This is a genomic window from Xanthomonas sp. 10-10, assembly GCF_040182365.1.
GTDB lineage: Bacteria > Pseudomonadota > Gammaproteobacteria > Xanthomonadales > Xanthomonadaceae > Xanthomonas > Xanthomonas arboricola_F.
In genome coordinates this window covers 2,955,440-2,977,904 of the sequence record NZ_CP144460.1, presented here as the reverse complement: position 1 = coordinate 2,977,904, position 22,465 = coordinate 2,955,440, and the positions used below count along the sequence as shown (strand labels likewise).

Here is a 22,465-nt window from a genome sequence, read left to right as displayed (position 1 = left end):
CGAATCCCCAATTCCAAATCCCGGCCCCTCAATGTCCCGACTCCAGTTCCAGCTCCAAGCCACCGACGGCCACGCGCGCCGTGGCCGTCTGACCTTTCCGCGCGGCACGGTGGAGACCCCGGCGTTCATGCCAGTGGGCACCTATGGCTCGGTCAAGGGCATCCTGCCCGAGCAGATCCGCGCGCTGGGGGCGGAGATCATCCTGGGCAATACCTTCCATCTGTATCTGCGCCCGGGCCTGGATGTGATCGGCGACCATGGCGGCTTGCACGGGTTTGCGCGCTGGGATGGGCCGATCCTCACCGACTCCGGCGGGTTCCAGGTGTTCTCGCTGGCGCATCGCCGCAAGATCACCGAGCAGGGCGTGACCTTTTCCTCGCCCACCGACGGCGCACGGGTGTTCCTCGGGCCGGAAGAGAGCATGCAGATCCAGAAGGTGCTCGATTCGGACATCGTGATGATCTTCGACGAGTGCACGCCGTACCCGGCCACCGAAGAGGTGGCGCGGCGCTCGATGGAGCTGAGCCTGCGCTGGGCCCAGCGCTCGCGCGATGCGCACGACGGGTTGGGCAACGATGCGGCGCTGTTCGGCATCGTGCAGGGCGGGGTGCATCCGGACCTGCGCAGCCGCTCGCTGGACGGACTGCAGGGCATCGGTTTCGACGGTTATGCCATCGGCGGCCTGGCAGTGGGCGAGCCCGAGCACGAGCGCAACGCCATGCTCGAACACCTGCATCCACGGCTGCCGGCCGACCGCCCGCGCTACCTGATGGGCGTGGGCCGCCCGGAAGACCTGGTCGAAGGCGTGGCGCGTGGGGTGGACATGTTCGACTGCGTGATGCCCACCCGCAATGCGCGCAACGGCCACTATTTCACCTCGTTCGGCACCGTGCGCATCCGCAATGCCAAGTACGAGCGCGATCTGGACACCATCGAGCCCGGCTGCGGCTGCCACGCCTGCAGCAGTGGCTACACGCGTTCGTATCTGCGTCACCTGGACCGCTGCAACGAGATGCTGGCACCGATGCTGGGAACCCTGCACAACCTCTGGTACTACGAAAAACTGATGGCCGACCTGCGTGCGGCGATCGCGGCGGGAACCTTTGTGCAGTTCCGGCGGTCCTTCTATGCGGCACGCGGCGCCACCACGCCGCCGTTGCCGGGGGAAGCCAGCTGAGCCCTGCCGTCCATGCCCTCAGCGCGGACGGGGTGGAACCTGCGTGGCATAATTCCCGGCTGTTCCGCCCTGGCGGTACCTGAATAGCGAGTGGGCCCGTGAGGGCGTGCTGGCACCAAACTAGGATGCACTGAATGAATTTGCTCGATTTCCTGATCCCGGTCGCCCAGGCGCAGGCCACTGGCGGCGCACCGGCGCCCGGCCCGATGGGTAGCCTGTCTACCTTCGCGCTGCCGATCATCCTGATCGCGGTCATGTATTTCTTGATGATCCGCCCGCAGATGAAGCGTCAGAAGGAGCACAAGTCGCTGCTGGACAAGCTGGCGCGCGGCGATGAAGTCATCACTTCCGGCGGCGTCGCCGGCGTGATCACCGACATCGGCGACAACTTCATCACCGTGGAAGTAGCCGACAACGTCCGCATCCGCGTGCAGAAGAGCGCCGTGGGCCATGTGCTGCCGAAGGGCACGCTCAAGTCCGCCAGCTGAGTCGCGCCATCGGCATCGGGCACCGTCTGGCACTGCCGGCCGGTGCTCGAAAACGCCAGCGGCCGCTCGTACACTCCGCTGTCGTCGTGCTGCCGATGCGTGCTTGGGGCTGCTCAAGACGTCGCTGCACATGAACACCTGCAACACCACAACTGCGCGCACCGTCAGGCGGGCGCAGTCGGTGCACGAAGTCGGAACTCGCCCTTCGGGCGCTTTCGCTCCGCGTACTGCCCGTATCCACCGGATGACCGCTCGCGACGCTGTATCGGCCGCTTGAAGTCGTTCTCACTGCTAGGCGCGGCGCCGGGATGGTGCTGTGCGGGACTGTCGCAATGCTCGAATTTCCCCGCTGGAAGTATTTCCTGATCCTGCTGGTGCTGGCGGTCAGCGCGTTGTATGCGCTGCCCAACATCTACCAGAAAGACCCGTCCGTGCAGATCACCGCCAGCCGCGGTGCGCAGCTCGACGACGCATTGCGCAGCCGCATCGACGGTGAGCTCAAGGGTGCGGGCATCACGCCCAAGGCCGTCACCAAGGAAGGCGACAGTCTGATGGTGCGCCTGCCTTCGTTGCAGGCGCAGACCCGCGCCAACGACGTGCTGCGCCAGCAGCTGGGCGAGAACTACACGGTGGCGCTGAACCTGGCGTCCACCGTGCCGGAGTGGCTGGCCAAGCTGGGCGGCAAGCCGATGGTGCTGGGCCTGGACCTGGTCGGCGGCGTCCACTTCGCCATGCAGGTCGATCAGAAGGCCGCAGTGGAAAAGCGGATCGAAGGCTTTGCCGAAGACATCCGCACCACCTTGCGTGACAGTCGCATTGCCTATCGGGCGGTCGAGCGTCGCGGCGACAACAGCATCCAGGTCAGCCTGGGCGAGGGCGCCAGCGCCGACGCGGCGCGCACCGCGCTGGCCAAGGCGCAGCCGACGCTGACCTACGACGTCAGCGGCCAGAACATCGCAGTGAAGGTGCCCGAGGCCGAGCTCAAGCAGATCGCCAGCGGCGCGATCGAGCAGAACCTCACCACCTTGCGCAACCGCGTCAACGCGCTGGGCGTGTCCGAGCCGACCATCCAGCGCCAGGGCGAAGACCGCATCGTGGTCGAATTGCCCGGCTTGCAGGACACCGCCGAGGCCAAACGCCTGATCGGCGCCACCGCCTCGCTGGAATTCCGTGCGGTGGTCGAAGGCAATGCCGAAGACGCGGTGCGCAGCGGCAGCATTCCGCCGGAAGCCAAGGTCTACCGCGTGCGCGATACCGGCGCGCCGGTGCTGCTCAACAAGCGCGCGCTGGTGACCGGCGATCAGATGGTCAGCGCCAGCGTCAGTAACGACCAGAACGGCATGCCGGCGGTGTCGGTGACGCTCAACAACGTTGCCGGCCAGCGCATGCTCGACTACACCAGCGCCAACGTCGGCAAGCTGATGTCGGTGGTGTATATCGAGCGCATCCCCACCGTGACCATGGTCGACGGCAAGGAAGTGCGCAGCGTTCGGGTCAAGGAAGAAGCCCTGTCGCCGACCCGCATTGCCGGCGTGTTCGGCAAGAACTTCCAGACCACCGGTCTGGAGAAGGTGGAAGCGGAGAACCTGGCCAAGCTGCTGAAGTCCGGCTCGCTGGCTGCGCCGATGGATTTTGTCGAGGAATACGTGATCGGCCCGAGCCTGGGCGCGGAGAACGTGGAGCGTGGCGTCACTGCCGTGGTCTACTCGTTCCTGTTCACGCTGGTGTTCTTCACGATCTATTACCGCGTGTTCGGTGCGATCACCTCGGTGGCGCTGCTGTTCAACCTGCTGATCGTGGTGGCGGTGATGTCGCTGTTCGGCGCCACCATGACGCTGCCGGGTTTTGCCGGCCTTGCCCTGTCGGTGGGTCTGTCGGTGGACGCCAACGTGCTGATCAACGAGCGTATCCGCGAAGAATTGCGGCTGGGCGTGCCTGCCAAATCGGCAATTGCCGCAGGGTATGAAAAGGCCGGCGGCACCATCCTGGACGCCAACCTCACCGGTCTGATCGTGGCGGTGGCCTTGTACGCGTTCGGCACCGGCCCGTTGAAGGGCTTCGCGCTGACCATGATGATCGGTATCTTCGCCTCGATGTTCACCGCGATCACCGTGTCGCGTGCGCTGGCGGTGTTGATCTACGGCAGCCGCAAGAAGCTGAAGACCGTGGCTATTTGATGCGAGTCCCTCGCAAGAGCCCGTCTGTAACGCGAGTCCCTCGCAAGAGCCCGCACATCCATGTGCGGACTTCTTAGGAAGATCTTTCAATGAAAATTTTTCCGCTTCACCTGATTCCCAACGACACCAGGATCGACTTCATGCGCCCGCGCAAGCCGGTGCTGATCCTGATGCTGATCCTGGCGGTTGCGTCGGTCGGCATCATCGTCGGCAAGGGCTTCAATTACGCGCTGGAGTTCACTGGCGGCACGCTGGTGCAGACCAGCTTCCAGAAAACGGTGGACGTGGACCAGGTGCGCGAGCAGCTGTCCAGGGCCGGCTTCGAAAACGCCCAGGTGCAAAACGCCCGCGGCGGCAACGAAGTGATGATCCGTCTGCAGGCGCGCGAGCAGCACAATAACCGCGACGATGCGGCGCGCACCGTTGCCGAAGAAGTGCGCAAGGCCGTGAGCACCGAACAGAACCCGGCCACCGTGCAGCCGGGCGAATTCGTCGGACCGCAGGTTGGCAAGGACCTGGCCTTGAACGGCGTGTACGCCACGGTGTTCATGCTGGTGGGCTTTCTGATCTACATCGCCTTCCGCTTCGAGTGGAAATTTGCGGTGGTGGCCAGCCTGACGGCCTTGTTCGACTTGCTGGTGACGGTGGCCTTCGTATCGCTGACCGGTCGCGAGTTCGATCTGACCGTGCTGGCCGGCCTGTTGTCGGTGATGGGCTTTGCGATCAACGACATCATCGTGGTCTTCGACCGCGTGCGCGAAAACTTCCGTGCGCTGCGTGTGGAACCGCTGGAAGTGCTCAACCGTTCGATCAACCAGACGCTGTCGCGCACGATCATCACCGCGGTGATGTTCTTCCTCTCGGCATTGGCGCTGTACATGTACGGCGGCGAGTCGATGGAAGGCCTGGCCGAGACCCACATGATCGGCGCGGTGATCGTGGTGATCTCCTCGGTGATCGTGGCCGTGCCGATGCTGAGCATCGGCCCGTTTGCGGTGACCAAGCAGGATCTGCTGCCCAAGGCCAAGGACGTGGAGGCGCTGGCGCGTCGTCCTTGATCGGCTGGCAAAAGGTGTGACGAAAAAACCGCGCAGTGCGCGGTTTTTTCGTTTCTGGCGTTGGACCTTGTGACTGCACTGTTGTTCACCGTGACGCCACGACTCAAGATCGTGAACATTAGGGATTTCGCCGCATACGTGATGCCGATCGATACGCAATACGTTGCGGCAGAGAAACAACAGCGCCGCCAAACGCCTGGTTCTGTCTGCCCGCAGTCACCTGCGCATCGGTCACCAAGCGGGTGAGGAACGCCTCGACCTCCGCCTGGCCCATCTGCGCCGGATGGCGCTTGCCGCTGGCCAGGATGGAGTGCGGTATCCGGCTCGGATAGGCCTGCTTGGTGCGCAGGCTGTAGTGCCGAATCCGCAGGCGGTCGCGCACCCGATCGAGTAGCCGGAGCGGTGGAGATCCTGTTACGCCATTGTTTTGGGGGTGTATTTCATACGGCTGCTTCCTTGCTGGATAACACCGCAAGCATTCGCATGGTCGCGGCCGCTTACCATCGTGCAATCCGTTACCCCGGCTAGGATTTCCCCCGTTCACAAAGCGCTAGCGATCGAAGATACTCAGCGCAACGCCGCATTTCGGCGGTCCAATAGGTGTTAGGGGGCGGAATGGAGTCTCTCGCGATTCAAAGAACCATCGAGAAGTACTTCGGATCGACTACGGAGTGCTTAGGAGACTTGTCCGAGAAGAACCACATCGGGCAAGCGCTTGTGATTGCGTACTCAGCAGTCGATACATTTGGTCTCTTAGACGCACCACCAGCTCAAGTTTCTTCTAGTGGCAGTTCCTTCAAGGACTGGACTACCAAATACTTGCTTCCTCAGTGTGGCATCAACTTCACAGCGGTCGACTTCTGGGCTGCTCGGTGCGCCGTTCTACACACATCAACTTCAGAGTCAGACTTGTCGCGCGCAGGTCACGCCAAAGAGTTGGTTTACTACAATGGTGACAGCACGCACCCTGCTGCAATCGACTTCATCCAGAGAACTGCAAAAATCGAGAGCGGGCGCTATCTTGCGGTAAACATCGCAGATCTATTCATTGGCATTCTTGCAGCAATGAGCGCGTTCGCACCGGATCTACATATGAAGTGCGAGTCAAATCCTCAGATGGCAGCGCGACTTAGAAAGGTGTTGCAGCTCCACGCTTGGCCGTCCCCTAACAATTCATTCAAGCCGAACCCGCTTCGTGGGTCGGCTTAATTCAGTCGTTAGGCCGTGGTGGAGCGAATGCGTTGGTGGTTGCCGCTTCGGTGAGTTCGCAGGCATGCATGCGGTTGGCTCCGGACAGCAGTCATCACCGTTGCTGGTTGCGGTAAGTTCGGTGCTTCGCCTTGGCAAATCGTTCCCGCGCTGCGCTCGTTGCAGTTGGCTTCGGTGGCATCACACGCCACTGCATCGCTGGGCAAGCTCCGTCTCGCAAGCTGTGGCACACTCGGTCCAGGCGGCAGTGCTGGGGAGCATGGTTGCACCATCCAACCGTTGCGGCCACTCACTGCCTAACAACTCATTCAAGCCGAAGTTGCTTCGCAACTCGGCTTGATTCAAGCGTTAGCCTGCACAGGAGTGTTTCGTGGAAGTCACGATAAATTCGCTAATTGAGAATACCGTTGCGAACTATCTCGCATCCACGGTTGGCTATGAAAACTTCAGACCGCTAAGAGCTGGTGCGGACTTTGAGGTAAGAAAGGGGGGGCAGCGTTACATTCTTGAGATCAAGGCCAGGAAGCCTGGGGAAGCTCAACTCGTCAGTCTATTAAAGAATCTTTCCCGCCTCGACCTCAAAGGGGCGAAAATTGCCCTAATCACAACCAACAAATCAGAGGTAAATGACAAAGATCGAGAGCGCTTCTCGCTAAAAGCCTCCGCCATGGGATATGACGCGACTTGGATTGACCTTAGTGAACTTGCTGACTTTCTTGGCACTGAGCCCATGGGTGATCTTTCGTCACCAGAAACGATGTCGCGGGTCCAGACAAGATCCCTCATTAAGAGCGTTGAGAGGTACTCTGGATCTCCTATCGGGGTCTTGCCGTTTGATACAAAAGCAGACCAGCAACTATCCTCTTTGGCCAGACAGTTCAACCACCACAGCGTAGCTGATCTGTACCAAGAGCCCTCTTTGCTTGAAGAGAAGCTACGCTTAGGTAAGCGCGTTGAGCAGGTCACGGTAGTACTGACAGACATCGTCAACTTTTCAAGCCTTGTAACGGCATCTCGACCCGAAGACCTTCGGTCCGCTATGGAAAAGTACTATCGCTTAGCGCGGGAGGCAGTTTTTAGCCACGGCGGGATGCTCGATAAGTTTATCGGCGACGCAGTGCTAGCAGTATTTGGCTACCCGCAAGCAGGAGGCAGTGCCTCCACGAACGCGATCAAGTTTGGTAATGAGCTCATATCGATCGGACAAGAAGTCCTCTCGACTTGGCAAGATGACTTAAATGCCAACATCCCAACTGGCACGCGGGTTGGCATTGCCACTGGCGACATCTGGCCAATTAATATCGGCGCCGATCAGTTGGAGATCACCTTGTTAGGCGACACCATCAATCTTGCCGCTCGCCTTGAGAAGAATTGCTCCCACAACGGAGTCCTAATAGATAACAGGACGAAGACTAAAGCAGAGCGCGAGGGGCAGGATATTCTGGCCAAGTTCGCCATGGCAGAGCGGCTTCTGAACGCAAGTGAGGCAAAAGGCCAAGTATTCGATGTCCGGTGCTGGCAACTATCAGAAGGTGGCGGTGCAGGCTAAAAACTCATTCAAGCCGAAGCCGCTTCGCGGCTCGGCTTAATTCAGGCGTTAGTCCTCATGAAGCGATCAAAGGTGTCCGTTGGAGAAAAGCTAGCGCTTACGCTTTCTGCCATTGCGCTGCTTGTTTCCATGTGGTCCCTTGTTGAGAGTCGGAGGGCTTCAGTTCAATCGCGATGGTCCGCGTTTCGGAGCGACGCACTTGCAACACTTGAGGCTCATCGACGCACATACAGCGAAGTCACTTGCCTCTTCCAGGCAACAAATACGCGGCACGGACTTGAGGAGTTTGGAGGCTTCAAGTCCAATCTGGATAACCTTGTGAGCACCCTTCATAAGCTACGAGACGCTGATGAGGCCACACTGGCTGAGTTCGAGACACGTCTGGACGCAAGTCAATCGTCTTTTCGCAAGCTCAGAGACGCAGTTTCAGAATTCAAGACCCATCTCGCGCCCGATGAGCTCAGCAGGGCCAACTCAATCTGCGGCACTGAGGGCTAACAACTCATTCAAGCCGACGCCGCTCCGCGGCGCGGCTTAATTCAAGCGTTAGGCCATTAAAAAGTAGAATGCCGTGAGCGGATGTTTGTCCACTCACAGCATCGTTCGCATTACTCTTCGGCAACGATCGTGATGCCACGTTTAGTCACTTGAACTCGTGCTTTCTGGCCTACCCTAAAACCTGCCGCTTGCAACCAATCGCCGCTCAACCGTAAAAACGGAACTTGTCGTGGCTGGGTGCGACGCTCTATGTCTTTGTGCTGGCTTTGTCTTTGTGCTGGCTTTCGTAGTACTGATAGCCAATTGTCAAAAAGCGCGGCTTCGGCGCTGTGCGGTGTTGCTTAGCCATGATGGCATCCTTCGAGATTGTCCAATTTTCGCCTCCTGTTCAGAGAGGCGGCCGGGCGCTTGAACACCGCTCGAAGACGGCCCGCAGATTTCCCCTTTCGGGTGTTGTATAGCTGCGCGCCGCCCGGCCATAAAAACAATGGACAAAAAAAAACCGCATGGCTTTCGGGCGCGGTTGCCGCTTCGAGAAGGTGTGTTCAGCACCAGCTGACAACTTAGCCGGATGCGAGCTAGCGGTCAACTCGCAGGCACAGGCCTAACAATTCGTTCAAGCCGACCCCGCATCGTGGCGGTGCCAGGGTGCGATACGCTACGCTAGCATGCAGTCGCCGCCCCGCTGCGGGGCGGCTTAACTTAGGCGTTAGGTGCTATGGAAGATACTCATCTCCTCGGAGCTATGTACCTTGGTCACGCTGGAGCCTTTCGACACTGCATCAACGTGCTTCTCGCAGATATGGACAAAGACAAAAATGGCCTACCCGCAAAAATGGCCTGTCTTCCAGTCTATTACCTGGCTTCGCATGTGATTGAGCTTCTTCTAAAGGCTGCTTTGCTCAAACGCGACGTTACTTCGCAGGAACTTAAAGCGGCTGATACTAGGCACAACCTTGCAAAGCTTGCAGAAATGCTTTCCGGCCTCGTCACAATCAGCAGCCAAACTCGGGCGTTGATTACCACCCTCAGCGATCAGCACAAACGTCATTTTCTACGCTACGGCGGACCCACGGCATTACCTCACCCGGAATGGCTAATGGAGGGTCTAGATGAGATCCTGCAGCTTTGCGCAGTTTCTGGAACTTCTGGGGTCGCGCCTAACAATTCATTCAAGCCGAACCCGCCTCGCGGGTCGGCTTAACTCAGGCGTTAGATGCCGCAATTGAGAGAGCCATGTCTGATCCATCTGACCTCTTAGTACAAGCATTTCGCAAATTCCAGACGGCCGGATACGACATTACTGCTGCCAAGAACGGGCTGCATGGCTTTTGGGTTGAGCGCTCAGTAGAGGCTACAGTTGCGCACAGCGCTCTCGAGAGGGTAATGGTGTCTTCAAAGATGTGGGCACAAAAACACCCTTCGCTTAGCAATCCCTATCAAGATGTTGCGAGATTGTTTTCAGCTGGCGCAACTCTAGGTCGATGGGAGAACAACGTACTTGATGTATTCCTGCCTGATGGGCAAAAGTACGGCATGCCGTTAGCAAGCCTCATGCGTGCGGCATCTAACAATTCATTCAAGCCGAACCCGCTTCGCGGGTCGGCTTAATTCCGGTGTTAGGCAGACAAGGATAGACCATGGCAGACGAAGTTGATAAGCGGACAAAGCTGGCTCTTGATGCAATCCGAAAAGCGCATGGAACAGAGGCAGGCGAGTTCAGCACCACTATGTTCGTCGGGCACCACCTAGAAGAACTCCCTCAGGACTACTGGCAAGAGCACACCGGTACTGGCGCTCCGGATCCAGCTGCTGTACTCGGGCTACTTGAGCTCAAGTCCAACTGGGGCGAGGGTAATATTGAAAACTTTGACTTCTCACTCCCTGGGGACGTGACGGACTACGTTCTCTCTGTCCGCTTTGACGGCGCCGGAGAGATCGATGAAATTTCAATGGAGAGTTGATCGTGTTTCTGCCTAACAACTCAATCAAGCCGAAGCCGCTTCGCGGCTCGGCTTATTTCGGGCGTTAGGCCCATGATCGTTTCTTTCAAAGGTCCAACATTCTTTGTCCCTGAGGATGAGGATCGATTCTTCAACTGGCTATACTCGCTACCCGAGTACAAGAACATCCTTGGTGCGGGCACCACCTTGGACTTGGAGTTAGTCTCACCAGTCAGCGCTGACACAGTTCGGCAACTCCTGGTAGTCTTTAGGCGTTGGGGCGTCGACCCAAGCCCACTCACGTCCTTGAGGTCGGCAGAGACGGATAACTTCGTACTTTGGGATACTTGCCTCCAAGTGGCTTCGGCTGGAGCCTAACAATTCATTCAAGCCGAACCCGCTTCGCGGGTCGGCTTAACCCAGGTGTTAGGCGGCATGAACAGCAATCTCGTTCGTCTGATCTCAGACTATCAAACCGCCGTTCGTGAGGCCGTTGCGGTCATGCGCGATTCGGGCATAGAACTGCCTGCCTCTAATGCAGATTGGACGGCTAACGGCATCCCTCAGCGCGGCACGCTCAAAGGTGGCATTCCGTACTTCAAGCATGGCTACGGCTGCTCGGTCAGATTGCTTGGCGGGGCGGTGGACTTTGACTTCGGCGAGCGAGGAGAGATTGATGGATTTGACGTTTGGCTGCTGGCAAGCTTTGCCGGCCCAAGGCTGTCGGAGTACGGCTTCGCTAGTGAGGCTGCGCTCAATGATTGTTTCAAAGCAGAAGTGGCGGCTAGTTCGCTGGTGTACTCGGGGTACATCCTTCACTACATCGCGCATGCCGCCTAACAATTCATTCAAGCCGACGCCGCTTCGCGGCGCGGCTTAATTCAGGCGTTAGATTGCACATGGAAACAATCTCGTTCTCAGGCATTCCAACAGCAAATGCTGATGCATTGACGCGCGCATTCGAGCTCATTAAGAGTGGCAAAGAGAGCGGCGAGATTGACGAGGGTACGCTGCGCGAGGTGCTCGGGGAGCATATAAGGCAGTTCATAAGCGACCCAGAGCTTATTCAACACTTGCTAGAGAAGTGGCAGAAAGATCGAGGCACACCGCTACCTTAGGAGTTCGGCTCATGGGTGGATGCTCTAGCCGACCGTGGGCTACTGTTCCATTCGCTCATCCTAAATCCTGACGGGTCTGGACAACTGCACTTTGAGCAACTTGCTTGGCCTAGCGGTGGCCTAGAGGCTACTGAGGAAATCATCAAAGTCTTTGGCGGCCGAATTGTCTCGAGCAGTGCAATCTAACAATTCATTCAAGCCGAAGCCGCTTCGCGGCTCGGCTTAATTCAGGCGTTAGGCCGTATGCAGACACTTCTAAAACCTGTCGGCTCCGAGATCGAATGGCAAGTAGGTTCGGACGTTACCGAGATCAGCAACACCAGGTCCGGCCTGCGCATTGTTCTAGCCGCACAGAAAAGTATTGACCGCTATCTTGAGATCCACTTCCCCTTCGTCCGGGCATTCCAGGTCATGGATGAGGGAGACATGCTTGAGTATTGGCAGAATCCTCTCACTACGGGCCATGTTCTTTACAAGGTCGCCTCTGGGGGCTGGCGGGAGCGTGCCGCAGGCCAGTTCCTACACGTGACTGCGTCGTTAACCACTATGCAAGAATGGCTCATAGTCTCAGAGTGCCTCTGCATTTCGGTTATTTCAGCGTATGTGCCGCATGTCCGGGAGTTCGGTGACACGGCCTAACAATTCATTCAAGCTGAAGCCGCTTCGCGTCTCTGCTTAATTCAAGCGTTAGATTGCAATTGAGGATTCAATGCACTGGTACGTTTACCACAGTCAAAAATCCATGGGCCACGCTTATGCTGAGCTTGGTGCGTCCACTGTATTCAGCACCAAGAGCAAGCCAAAACTCTGTCATGGTGATGTTGTCTGGGTAATTGAAGGCAACACGGATATCCCAACTGGGTACGCTATCGCTGACTGCTTCAAGGTTGAAAGCACCGATCTTCCACCCTTCTCGGGGAGTTACTCTGACTTTAAACTCAAGGTCAACGGTGAGCAGTCTTTGTTTGGGGGCCGCCGTGCCTCTGGACAGTTCCACGCCCTGGTTCACAGAGCTCCGAGATCGGTTCATTACCAAGCAGCGCTTCTTCTGCGCCCTGACGGAACACCAGCACATACAAGATGGGCTTATTGCAACATCCGGGACTGCGATCTAACAATTCGTCCAAGCCGACACCGCTGCGCGGCTTGGCTTAACTCAGGTGTTAGGCCGCGGAGCAAATGCGTTGTCGGTTGCCGCTTCGGTGAGTTCGCAGGCGTGCATGCGGTTGGCTCCGGACAGCAGTCATCACCGTTGCTGGTTGCGGTAAGTTCGGTGCTTCGCCTTGGTACGTCGTTCCCGCGCTGCGCTCGGTGCACTTGGCCTCGGAGGCATCACGCGCCGCTGCATCGCTGGGTAAGCTCCATCCGGCAAGCTGTGGCACACTGGGTCCAGGCGGCAGTGCTGGGGAGCATGGTTGCGCCATCCAACCTTTGCGGCCACTCACTGCCTAACAACTCTTCAAGCCGAAGTTGCTTCGCAACTCGGCTTAATTCCAGCGTTAGGGCCCATACCAAACTTCAAGGAGAGTCCATTGAGCAGGCCGGTCATTCCAAACATGAGATTGTGGCCTCGCAACTTGAGTACATCTCAAGGCGGTGGGCTGTCCACATCCCAGTACGGCGGTATGTCGACTTCACAGTACGGTGGCATGTCTACATCGCAGTACGGCGGCATGTCCACGTCGCAGTATGGCGGCATGTCCACATCGCAGTACGGTGGCCTCTCCACCTCGCAGTATGGTGGCTTGTCCACTTCCCAGTACGGAGGCTTGTCGACCTCACAGTACGGCGGTCTATCTACTTCACAGTACGGCGGTCTATCCAGCTCTCAAGGCGGCGGCATGTCCACGTCTGCTACCAACGTGTACATGAGCAACATTCCGCCATGGCCTGTATTCCTCCGCGAGCTCGAGGCGCGCGGGTACCAGACTCAGGCTGACTTAATCCGGCAGCGTCTGCCAGATTTTCTGTGGCCCGAGAACTTCTTCCGCTAATGGGCCCTAACAATTCATTCAAGCCGAACCCGCTTCGCGGGTCGGCTTAATTCAGGCGTTAGACCGCTTAAGGAAATCTGATGCGTCTCTCGGAAAAGACATTAGAGTTGAACTTCTGCAAGGGCCTGCCAAGTGTTCTTGGACTTAACGTCTTTTGGCTGGGTCTAACGCAACAAGAAGAGAAGAAATTTGGCTTTGACCATTGCACGAGCGCTGGTGGAATGCTTCTCATCATTCAGATGAAGCGCTTCCACAAAACTTTAAAGAAAACTGGTGCCAGACGCTTTGATGCACCACACCACCAGATGCAAGCGTTGAAGAACATCGATCTGCTTCTGCAGTCAGCCGGCGTCCCTCGTTTCGTGGCTTACGCTGTCCCTGAGGCAAGCGACTCTTCCCACCTTTGTAACTTGGATTGTCCATCCACTTGCGTCAACTATCTTGATCTAGTCCACTTCCCTGCTGTTATCCCGCCAACCGGGCGCGCGAACAATCTGCACTACGTAGATGTGTTAGGGGCTAGCGCTCTTGTGCATTCCGACGAGTTCAGAGTCCAAGTCACGCGCGCCCCTGACCTTATGTCGAGTCTCCAGCAGTCCGAGAGGATTGGGGGCAGCCCTCTAGATCGTGACTTTCCACGCGAGCAACTAGAAGAGCTACTTCCCCGCTTAGGTCGCACCACCGCATTTGGGATCGCGGTCTAACAATTCATTCAAGCTGACACCGCTTCGCGGCGCGGCTTAATTCAAACGTTAGGCAGTGGTGGTTCATTACAGCTTCGGCATCCGCTGTCGCGTGATCTTGCGTGCCCAGCAACTGGCTTGCGCGGCCAGGTGGGCAGATAACGCCTCATTACGTGCGATTGCCAACCGAGTCGACGCAATGCGTTGCACTGCAGTCAAATGCAACGCACCCGCCACTCCCTTCAGGCAATGGTGGCGGTCAATCATGCGAGCAACGCGCGCAGCCTCTCTATGGGTCACAGATTCCAGTCGATCCGCATGCCCGCAATCAATGCATTCTTCAGATCGCTGGTGCGGGTGGGTTCGTTGAACTGGTCGGGGTTGATCACGTAGTGCAGGTTGGGAGCGATGCGCAGGCGCTTGGTGACCTGGATGCCGTAGCTGAGCTCCATCATGATCTGGTTGTCGGCCGGGGTGCCGGTTCCGCCGGCGGAGGCGCGCGCCAGGCGCAGGTTTTCGATGGCTTCGTCGCTGTACTTCTGCTGGGTGATCACAAACGCGATGTTGTCCTGCGGGCGGCTGGCGAAGGTGCCTTTCTGCACCAGGCCCAGTTGCACGAAGTGGTCTTCGATCGCCTGGCCGCCGGTGCTCTTGAGCATGGCGGCGAATACGGTCAGGCCGCGGGTGCCGGACGGGTCGGGGTTGGTGACCTGCTGCTCGAAGCGGCCGAACAGGCCCGAGCGGCCCTGCTTGTTTTCATAGCCCAGGCCGCTGAGGACGGCGGGGTTGCCGTTGCGGTCGCGTAGCGGGTCGGTGTAGTCGGAGTTGTCCTGCCAGCCGCCGAGTTCGTACATCGCCGCCAAGGTGCCGTCGCCGCCCTTGTTCTTGTAGCCGATGGCGTAGGGCACCACCACGCCGGTGGTGTCGTCGGTGCTCCACTTCAAACCGTGCTGGCCGTCCTGGGCCTGCACCGGGTTCACTTCATACGCGCCCACATGCACATAGACCTTGGGCGTGACCCAGGCGGTGGCGTGCGCGGCCCAGCTGGACACCGGCCAATAGGTGAAGTTGCTGGTGCGGAACACGAAGGTGGGGTTGCCGCAGGCCGAGTTGCCCTGGAAGTACTGGCACAGGTCCGAGCCGAGGAAGTGGATGTTGGCCACGCTGCGGCCGGCTTCCAGTTCCAGGCGGTCGTTGAACAGTTTTTGCAGTAGGGTGAAGTTGGCCAGGCGCGTGCCCTGGCCGCCGTAGATTTCCTGCACCGATGTGCTGTTGCCGATGCTGCTGTTGGCCAGGTTGGTGCCGTGGCGGTTGGTGACATAGAGCTTGACCGTGGCACCGTTCCAGCCGAACAGGCGGTCCATGTCGACATCGGTGCCGACCATCAGCTGGCCGGCGTAGGCGTCGCCGCTCTTACGACCACCGTCGATCATCGAGGCGGCTTCGCCGGTGTAACCCAGCTTGAGTTTGAAGGCATCGGCGGCCTCCTGTGCGTGGGCCAAGGGGGCCAGCGCCATGGCAAGCGACAGGCACAGCAGACGATGGGAAGCGCGGTGGGAGAGCAGGGCGGACATGGCAGGACTCCGAACAAAGAGGGTGCGCCCGAGATGGCGGACGCGACAGCAAGGGGATGGGCAAGCCGCTGGCGGCGCGCGATCAATGCGCGGCGCGGCGGTAACAGCAATCAGCGGTGACGCGCGTCCGGCGCGTCGGATGCGGCGGCAGATGCCTGCCACCGCGGGTTGGCTCAGGCGACGACGTCGGCCACCGGCTTCTTGAGCACGCGCAGGGCGATGGCGGTGACCACCACGCCGGCCAGCAAGGCCAGCACATACATCGCCAGATGGGTGACGGCATTGGGGATCAGCAGCACGAAGATGCCGCCGTGCGGCGCCTTCAGTTCGGCGCCGACCGACATCGAGATCGCACCGGCCACGGCCGAGCCGATCACCAGCGCCGGGATGGTGCGCAGCGGGTCGCGGGCGGCATACGGGATGGCACCCTCGGTGACGAAGGCCAGCCCGAGCACGCCGGCAGCGGTAGCCGAGCCGCGCTCTTCGACGGTGAAACGGTTGCGGAACACCCAGGTAGCCAGCGCGATACCCAGCGGCGGGGTCATGCCGGCGACCATGGCGGCGGCCATCGGGGTGTAGACCTGGCTGGCGATCAGGCCGGTGGAGAACGCATAGGCGGCCTTGTTGACCGGCCCGCCCATGTCGAAGGCCATCATGCCGCCAAGCAACAGGCCCAGCAGCAGCGCGCTGCTGCCCTGCATGCCGCGCAGCCAGGCGGTGAGCCAGGCCAGCAGGTCGGCGACCGGCTGGCCGAACACGTACATCATCGCCAGGCCGACCAGCAGCGTGCCCAGCACCGGCAGGATCAGCACCGGCTTGAGCCCTTCCAGGTTGCGCGGCAGGCGGATGTAGCGGTTGAGCGCGGCCACACCGTAGCCGGCGATGAAGCCCGCAATAATTCCGCCGAGGAAACCCGCATTGAGATTGGCCGCGACCAGCCCGCCGATCATGCCGGGCGCGATGCCGGGGCGGTCGGCAATGGAGTAGGCGATATAGCCGGCCAGCGCGGGCACCATCAGGGTGAAGCCGGCCTTGGCACCGATCTGGAACAGCGACCAGGCCAGCGTGCCCTGGTGCGCATCGTCGCCGGCATAGATGCCGCCAAGCGCGAATGCCAAGGCGATCAACAGGCCCCCGGCGGTGACGAAGGGCAGCATGAACGACACGCCGGTCATCAGGTGCTTGTAGGCGCCGGTGCGGCCGTTGCCCTTGCTTGCGGTCGTGCTGGCGGCGGTGCCGGTGGCCGGTGCCGCGCCGCCGTGCACGCCGGCCTCGGCCAGCGCCTTGTTGATCAGGGCCGGGCCGTCGTTGATGGCCGGCTTGGTGCCGCTCTTGAGCACGCGCTTGCCGGCGAAACGGGCCAGGTCCACTTCGCGGTCGGCGGCGATGATGACCACATCGGCCGCGCGGATTTCCTCGTCGGTCAATGCGTCCTGCGCACCCACCGAACCTTGCGTTTCCACGCGCATCTGGTGGCCAAGCTTCTTGGCGGCCTGCTGCAGGCCTTCGGCGGCCATGAAGGTGTGCGCGATGCCGGTGGGGCAGGAGGTGATCGCAACGATGCGCTTGCCGCCTGCGCCGGATGCGTCGGTCGCTGCCGGTGTGCTGGCTGGTGCGGTGGGGGCAGCGAGCTGGCTGACGGCGGCGACCGGATCGTCCAGCACCGCACCCAGGCTCAGGTGCAGCAGTTGCGCATCGCCGAAGCGAGCGGTGTCGGCATCGGCATCGCCGACGACCAGCACCTGCGCGGCGCCGCTGGTCAGCTCGGTCGGCAGCGCGCCGAGCACGCCCTGGTCGCTGCGGATTTCGATCGTCACGCTGCGTCCGGCGGCGGTGGCCGCGCGGCGCAGCGCTTCGGCCGCCAGGACGGCTTCGGTACTGCGTTCGCCGGCGGCGATGACCACGATGGAAGAGGACATGGCAAAACTCCTGCTGTATTGCGGTCGCCGGTGAGGCCGGCGGGGGAATTGGGGCGTTACGCGTACGGGTGACGCGTGCCGGGACGGCGGCGGTCGGAACGACGCGCGGAGACCTGCGTGGCGGTCGCCGCCTGGTGCAAGGCCGCGCTCACGACAGCGTCTCGATCACGACCTGGCTTGCAGCACGTCGCACGCCGTCGGCGCTGAGCCTGCGCGCGTCGCCGCTTTCCAGCCGGCACATCGAAAACGCCGTGGCCAGCCGTGCGCACTGCTCCAGATCGGTGGCCGTATCCAGCAGTGCGGCGGCCAGGCCGGCCACCATCGCATCGCCTGCGCCCACGCTGCTGCCCTGCGCCAGCCGCGGCGGACGCGCGATCAGTCGCTGGTCGCGCTGCACGAACAACGCACCGTCGGTGCCCATCGAAATCACCACCAGCTGGATGCCGCGCGCGAGCAGTTCGTGCGCAGCGGCGCTGAGCGCGGCGCGTCCGGTGAGCGGTCGGCCGGTCCAGGCTTCCAGTTCGTGGCGGTTCGGCTTGACCGCGTACGGCAGGGCCTCGCGGGCGGCGCCCAATGCGGCCACCAGCGGCGCACCGCTGGTATCGAGCAGGACGCGTGCGCCGGCGGCGCTGGCCTGCGCCTGCAGCTGCGCCCAGCTGTCGTCCGGCAGGCCGGCAGGCAGGCTGCCGGACAGCACCACCGGCAGGCCGGGGCGCAGCAGCGGGGCGAGTTGATCGGCCACGCCCTGCAGATGCGCGCTGCTTAGCTGCAGGCCGGGCAGGTTGATGTCGGTGGTGTCGTTGCTGCGCGCCTCCACCAGCTTGAGATTGGTGCGGGTTTCGCCGGCCACGCGCTGGCAGTGGTCGACGATGCCGCGCTCGCGGAACAGCGCTTCGAACACGCCGGCATTGCCGCCGCCGAGCACGCCGAGTGCGGCGACATCGGTGCCCCAATCGGCCAGGCAGGCAGCCACGTTGATGCCCTTGCCGCCGGCATCGTTGCGCACGCTGCTGGCGCGATGCACGGCGCCGGGGTGCAGGCTGTCGAGCCGGATGGTCTGGTCGATTGCCGGATTCAGCGTAACGGTGATGGCCTGCAGGCTCATGCCACGTCCCCGCGCTGCGCTTCCAGTGCGCGCACCTGCTCGGCGGTTTCGCAGTCCAGCGCCCGTTCTGCCAACTGCCGCAACTGGCCGATCGACGACGCGCGCAGGCGCGCTTTCACCGAGGGGATGTCGTTGGGCGTCATCGACAGTTCCTGCACGCCCAGGCCGGCCAACAGGCTGGCGCCGAACGCATCGCCGGCCAGGCCGCCGCACACGCCGACCCAGCGGTCGTGCTTGCGCGCGCCCTCGATCGTGCTGCGGATCATGCGCAGCACCGCCGGATGCAGGCTGTCGGCCTCGGCGGCCAGCTCCGGGTTCTGGCGGTCGATCGCCAGCACGTACTGGGTGAGGTCGTTGGTGCCGATCGAAAAGAAGTCCGCATGCCGCGCCAGCACGTCGGCCTGCGCGGCGGCGGCGGGCACTTCGATCATGATGCCGATCGGAACCTCGGGCGCGTCGAGTTCGGCGCGTAGGCGTTCACAGATCTCGCGCAAGGCGATCAGCTCCGGCACCGAGGTGATCATCGGGAACATGATCGACAGCCGCGCACCATCTTTTGCAGCGCGATAAAGCGCACGCAGTTGCGGTTCGAGCAGGTCGGGGCGACGCAGCAGCAGGCGCGCGCCACGCACGCCCAGGAACGGGTTTTCTTCGTGCGGCAGTTCCAGATGCGCCACCTGCTTGTCGCCGCCGATATCCAGCGCACGCACGATCAGCGGGCGGCCTTCCAGTGCCTGCGCCATCGCCAGGTAGGTGGCGTGTTGTTCGTCTTCGCTGGGCGTGCGGCCGCTTTCCAGGAACAGGAATTCGGTGCGCATCAGGCCGACGCCTTCGGCGCCCTGGGTGAGTGCCATCGCCACTTGGTCGGGCAGGTTGACGTTGGCGCCGATGTCGATGTGGTGGCCGTCGGTGGTTTCGGCCGGCAAGGCGCGCTGTGCGGCTTCGCGCTCGCGGATCGCCAGCTGCTCGGCAATATGCGTGCGGGCCGCGTCCAGATCCTGCGCGGACGGGTTGACGTACAGGCGCCCGCTGCTGCCGTCGATGATGGCGGTGGCGCCGTCCTCGATCTCCAGCAACTGGCCGCCAGCGGCGACCAGCGCCGGCAGTCCCAGGGTGCGCGACAGGATCGCGGTGTGCGAGGTCGGGCCGCCCTGCGCGGTGGCCAGGCCGAACACGCGTGCGGTGTCCAGGTTGGCGGTATCCGACGGCGACAGGTCGCTGGCGAGCAGGATGCAGGGTTGGTCGGGCAGGTCGGTGAGGCCGGCGCCCGCCGCAGACGGGTCGAGCTGGGCCAGCACGCGGCGGCCGACGTCGCGCAGGTCGGCCGCGCGCCCGGCCAGCACCGGGTTGCCCAGCGCCGCCAGGCCCGAGGCGATCTGTTCCACCGCCTGATGCCACGACCATGCCACACCGTGGCCTTCGACCATCAGCTGGCAGGTGCGGGTGATCAGGTCGGTGTCGTTGAGCAGCTCGGCCTGGGCCTTGAAGATCGCCGCGTCCGAAGCACCGAGCCGGCGCTGGGTGTCGTCCTGGATCGCCGCCAGCTGCTGGCGGGTGCGGGTCAGCGCGTCGTGCAGCAGCGCGCCGCCATCGCCCAGGCCGACCGGTTGATCGGCCACTTCGGTCTGCGCCGCGCGCAGCCGGTGCACGATGCCGATCGCCACGCCCGGGCTGGCGCCGATGCCGACGATGGCCGGCTGCGCCTGCGGCGGCGTCCAGCCCGCCACCGGCGCGGCGCGGCGTTGCGCGGCGCGTTCGGCATCGGCCTTTTCCTGCGCGGTCAGGCTGTCCATCACCGCGCGTAGGCGCTTGAGCAGGGCAGCGGCATCGGGGCCTTCGGCCGAGACGGTGATGCTGTCGCCGGCACGCAGGCCCAGCTGCAGCAGGCCGACCAGGCTCTTGGCATCGGCGGCCTGGTCGCCGGCGCGCACCTGCGCACGCGCCGAGAAGCCGCGTGCGGTCTCGGCCCAGCGGGTGGCGGGGCGGGCGTGCAGGCCGCTGGGGTAGGCGATGGTCCACGCGAAGGTTTCGGCCAGGTCGGTGGCCGGTGCGGCGCTGGTGTCCGGCGCGCGGTCGCCGGTGAGCGCGGCCACGATCACGCCGGGGTCGTCGGTGGTGAACAGCGCTTCCAGCTGCGCCGGGTCCTGGATCAGGCGGGTCAGCCGGCGCAGCAGGGTGATATGGGTGTCGGACTGGGCGGCGATGCCCACCACCAGCCGGGTGGTCTGGCCGGGATTCCACTCCACGCCCTCAGGCAGCTGCAGCACCGCAATCCCGTCGCGGCGCACCAGGTGACGGTCTTCGCCGACGCCGTGCGGGATCGCCAGGCCGTGACCGAGGAAGGTATTGGCCAGGCCTTCGCGGCGCCGCATGCTGGCGTCGTAGCCCGGCGCCACGCAGCCGGCGGCGACCAGCAACTGGGCGGCCTGGGCGATGGCATCGTCCTTGTCGCGGGCCTGCGCACGCAGACGGATGAGCTCGGGAGTGACGGGGGCAGGCGACGGAGAAGACAAGGCGGGCTCCGATTGGGGGATCAGGCTGGGAAGTATAGTGGGAACGTTCCCACGATCTAGGTCAATGTGCAGTGCACAAAATCCTTGTAGTGCTTTCGGGTTAGCATCGGAGTAGACACGGCGCCTAGGTCAGGTGCGCAAATGGAGCGGGAACGGTCCCAGTGAGTATCAGCATCAATGACGTGGCCCGGGTGGCCGGTGTGTCCAAGTCCACGGTCTCGCGCGCGTTGGGCACTGGCCCGGTGAGCGAGGAAGTGCGCGCCAAGGTCGAGGCGGCTGTGCGTCAGACCGGTTACCGCCCCAACCTGATGGCGCGGCGGCTGCGATCGCAGCAGTCCGGCATCCTGGGCGTGATCGTTGCCGACATCCGCAACCCGTACTTCACTGCCTTGATCCGAGCGGTGGAAGAGGTCGCTTACCGTGCCGGTATGCGCGTCACGCTGTGCAATACCGATGAAGATCCCGAGCGCGAGGCGCTATATCTGGAGCTGATGCAGGAAGAACGCATCACCGGACTGATCTTCGCTCCGACCCGGGTGACCGTGGGGCGGATGCATGAGCTGGCGCTGGATTACCCCACCGTGCTGGTCGATCGCGCCGGCCCCGGCAGCCGTTACGACAGCGTGGTGCTGGACAATGCGGCAGCGATGGGTGAGCTGGTCGCGCATCTGCAGGCGCAGGGGTATCGACGCATCGGCGGGTTGTTCGGCAGCACCAGCACCACCGCGGCCGAGCGTCGCGACGGCTATCTGGCCGCGATGCGTGCGCAGGGGCTGGAGCCTGACTACCGCGAAGTGGCGCCGACTGCCGAAGCAGCGATTGCCGAGCTAGGCCATTGGCTTGCCAGCGATCACCGCCCGGAAGCCATCGTCACCAGTAACAGCCTGCTGCTGATGGGCGCATTGAAAGCCGCGCGCACCGCCGGCCTGCGGTTGCCGCAGGATCTCGCCCTGGCGGGCTTCGATAACGAGCGCTGGACCGACCTGGTCGAGCCGGGCATCACCGTGGTGGAACAGCCGGTGGAGGACATGGGCCGCGCGGCGATGTCGCTGCTGCTGGAACGCCTGGGCAACCCGCAGCTGCCGATCCGCCGCATGGTGATGACCGGGCGTTGCGTGGTGCGTGGCTCCACAGGTGCACGCACGCGCATCTAGCTGACGATGTAGGAGCGCCCTTGGGCGCGATGGGATTTACCGGTAAGGCCCATCGCGCCCAAGGGCGCTCCTACAACGGCGTGGCGTTTGTCGTGGATCACGCTGTGCCGTTGGTCAACAGCCTGCACGTGAAGCGGGTCCTGCCCAAGCGCGGAATGTCACCAATCCCCGTCACGCCGTAGGAGCGCACCCGGGCGCAACAGGGCCTTGCCGATAGCCCGATCGCGATCGATGGAGCCCCGTCGCGCCCAGGTGCGCTCCTACAGTGGCGTTGCGCTCCGGCGTCAGTAGCGCATCTGTATTGCT

Annotated in this window: 19 protein-coding genes and 1 pseudogene; 13 read left to right on the top strand and 7 right to left on the bottom strand. The window is 62.1% G+C overall.

The features are described 5' to 3' along the window. Positions 1-31: 31 nt before the first annotated feature. From tgt to secF, 4 genes are all read left to right on the top strand, one after another. Positions 32-1,177 (top strand): tRNA guanosine(34) transglycosylase Tgt, encoded by a 1,146-nt coding sequence (gene tgt / locus VZ068_RS12555; protein WP_259150781.1) that lies wholly within the window; start codon positions 32-34, stop codon positions 1,175-1,177. 134 nt (positions 1,178-1,311) lie between these two features. Beyond that, positions 1,312-1,665 carry a preprotein translocase subunit YajC gene (gene yajC / locus VZ068_RS12550; RefSeq protein ID WP_228419225.1) on the top strand — a complete coding sequence of 118 codons (354 nt, stop codon included), beginning with the start codon at positions 1,312-1,314 and terminating at the stop codon, positions 1,663-1,665. A 332-nt stretch (positions 1,666-1,997) separates the two neighbouring features. Next, positions 1,998-3,842 carry a protein translocase subunit SecD gene (gene secD / locus VZ068_RS12545; RefSeq protein WP_228419226.1) on the top strand — a complete coding sequence of 615 codons (1,845 nt, stop codon included), beginning with the start codon at positions 1,998-2,000 and terminating at the stop codon, positions 3,840-3,842. An 89-nt stretch (positions 3,843-3,931) separates the two neighbouring features. Further along, positions 3,932-4,900 (top strand): protein translocase subunit SecF, encoded by a 969-nt coding sequence (gene secF / locus VZ068_RS12540; protein WP_228419227.1) that lies wholly within the window; start codon positions 3,932-3,934, stop codon positions 4,898-4,900. Positions 4,901-5,050: 150 nt separating this feature from the next. On the opposite strand, the pseudogene VZ068_RS12535 reads toward secF, so the two are convergent. Continuing rightward, a pseudogene (locus VZ068_RS12535) lies at positions 5,051-5,339 on the bottom strand (phage integrase N-terminal SAM-like domain-containing protein); the annotation flags it as partial. Between the two features lie 1,140 nt (positions 5,340-6,479). Here VZ068_RS12535 and VZ068_RS12530 point away from each other — a divergent pair. Next, positions 6,480-7,658 (top strand): adenylate/guanylate cyclase domain-containing protein, encoded by a 1,179-nt coding sequence (locus VZ068_RS12530; RefSeq protein WP_349655493.1) that lies wholly within the window; start codon positions 6,480-6,482, stop codon positions 7,656-7,658. A gap of 608 nt (positions 7,659-8,266) precedes the next feature. Here VZ068_RS12530 and VZ068_RS12525 read toward each other — a convergent pair. Next, on the bottom strand, positions 8,267-8,350 hold the full coding sequence (locus VZ068_RS12525; protein ID WP_349657703.1) for a hypothetical protein: 84 nt from the start codon (positions 8,348-8,350) through the stop codon (positions 8,267-8,269). Between the two features lie 524 nt (positions 8,351-8,874). Between VZ068_RS12525 and VZ068_RS12520 the strand changes: the two genes are divergently transcribed. The 6 genes from VZ068_RS12520 (at position 8,875) to VZ068_RS12495 (ending at position 11,856) form a co-directional block, all read left to right on the top strand. Continuing rightward, positions 8,875-9,360 (top strand): hypothetical protein, encoded by a 486-nt coding sequence (locus tag VZ068_RS12520; protein ID WP_349655492.1) that lies wholly within the window; start codon positions 8,875-8,877, stop codon positions 9,358-9,360. 32 nt (positions 9,361-9,392) lie between these two features. Continuing rightward, positions 9,393-9,767 (top strand): hypothetical protein, encoded by a 375-nt coding sequence (locus VZ068_RS12515; protein WP_349655491.1) that lies wholly within the window; start codon positions 9,393-9,395, stop codon positions 9,765-9,767. Between the two features lie 29 nt (positions 9,768-9,796). Then, complete coding sequence (locus VZ068_RS12510) at positions 9,797-10,120, top strand: DUF2004 domain-containing protein (RefSeq protein ID WP_349655490.1); 324 nt, start codon at positions 9,797-9,799, stop codon at positions 10,118-10,120. Positions 10,121-10,534: 414 nt separating this feature from the next. Then, positions 10,535-10,939: a hypothetical protein gene (locus VZ068_RS12505; RefSeq protein ID WP_349655489.1), complete on the top strand. Its 405-nt coding sequence runs from the start codon at positions 10,535-10,537 to the stop codon at positions 10,937-10,939. Between the two features lie 59 nt (positions 10,940-10,998). Then, a complete protein-coding gene (locus tag VZ068_RS12500; protein WP_349655488.1) occupies positions 10,999-11,217 on the top strand; it encodes a hypothetical protein in 219 nt (72 codons plus the stop codon). A gap of 243 nt (positions 11,218-11,460) precedes the next feature. Next, positions 11,461-11,856 carry a hypothetical protein gene (locus VZ068_RS12495; protein WP_349655487.1) on the top strand — a complete coding sequence of 132 codons (396 nt, stop codon included), beginning with the start codon at positions 11,461-11,463 and terminating at the stop codon, positions 11,854-11,856. 67 nt (positions 11,857-11,923) lie between these two features. Here VZ068_RS12495 and VZ068_RS12490 read toward each other — a convergent pair whose 3' ends face one another. Further along, positions 11,924-12,214 carry a hypothetical protein gene (locus tag VZ068_RS12490; RefSeq protein ID WP_349655486.1) on the bottom strand — a complete coding sequence of 97 codons (291 nt, stop codon included), beginning with the start codon at positions 12,212-12,214 and terminating at the stop codon, positions 11,924-11,926. A 1,077-nt stretch (positions 12,215-13,291) separates the two neighbouring features. On the opposite strand from VZ068_RS12490, the gene VZ068_RS12485 reads away from it, so the two are divergent. Then, positions 13,292-13,915 (top strand): hypothetical protein, encoded by a 624-nt coding sequence (locus VZ068_RS12485; RefSeq protein WP_349655485.1) that lies wholly within the window; start codon positions 13,292-13,294, stop codon positions 13,913-13,915. Between the two features lie 275 nt (positions 13,916-14,190). Here the strand turns inward: VZ068_RS12485 and VZ068_RS12480 are convergent, their stop codons facing one another. From VZ068_RS12480 to ptsP, 4 genes are all read right to left on the bottom strand, one after another. After that, positions 14,191-15,468 carry a carbohydrate porin gene (locus tag VZ068_RS12480; RefSeq protein ID WP_349655484.1) on the bottom strand — a complete coding sequence of 426 codons (1,278 nt, stop codon included), beginning with the start codon at positions 15,466-15,468 and terminating at the stop codon, positions 14,191-14,193. Positions 15,469-15,641: 173 nt separating this feature from the next. Continuing rightward, positions 15,642-17,387, bottom strand: coding sequence for a fructose-specific PTS transporter subunit EIIC (locus VZ068_RS12475; RefSeq protein WP_349655483.1), 1,746 nt, complete (start codon positions 17,385-17,387; stop codon positions 15,642-15,644). A gap of 148 nt (positions 17,388-17,535) precedes the next feature. Then, positions 17,536-18,492, bottom strand: a complete 957-nt coding sequence (pfkB, locus tag VZ068_RS12470) for a 1-phosphofructokinase (RefSeq protein WP_349655482.1) — start codon at positions 18,490-18,492, stop codon at positions 17,536-17,538. Further along, entirely contained in the window at positions 18,489-21,005 is a 2,517-nt protein-coding gene (gene ptsP / locus VZ068_RS12465) for a phosphoenolpyruvate--protein phosphotransferase (protein ID WP_349655481.1), read from the bottom strand. Before ptsP ends, pfkB begins: the two co-directional genes overlap by 4 nt. 161 nt (positions 21,006-21,166) lie before the next feature. Between ptsP and VZ068_RS12460 the strand changes: the two genes are divergently transcribed. Next, positions 21,167-22,159, top strand: a complete 993-nt coding sequence (locus tag VZ068_RS12460; RefSeq protein WP_259160824.1) for a LacI family DNA-binding transcriptional regulator — start codon at positions 21,167-21,169, stop codon at positions 22,157-22,159. Positions 22,160-22,465 lie beyond the last annotated feature (306 nt).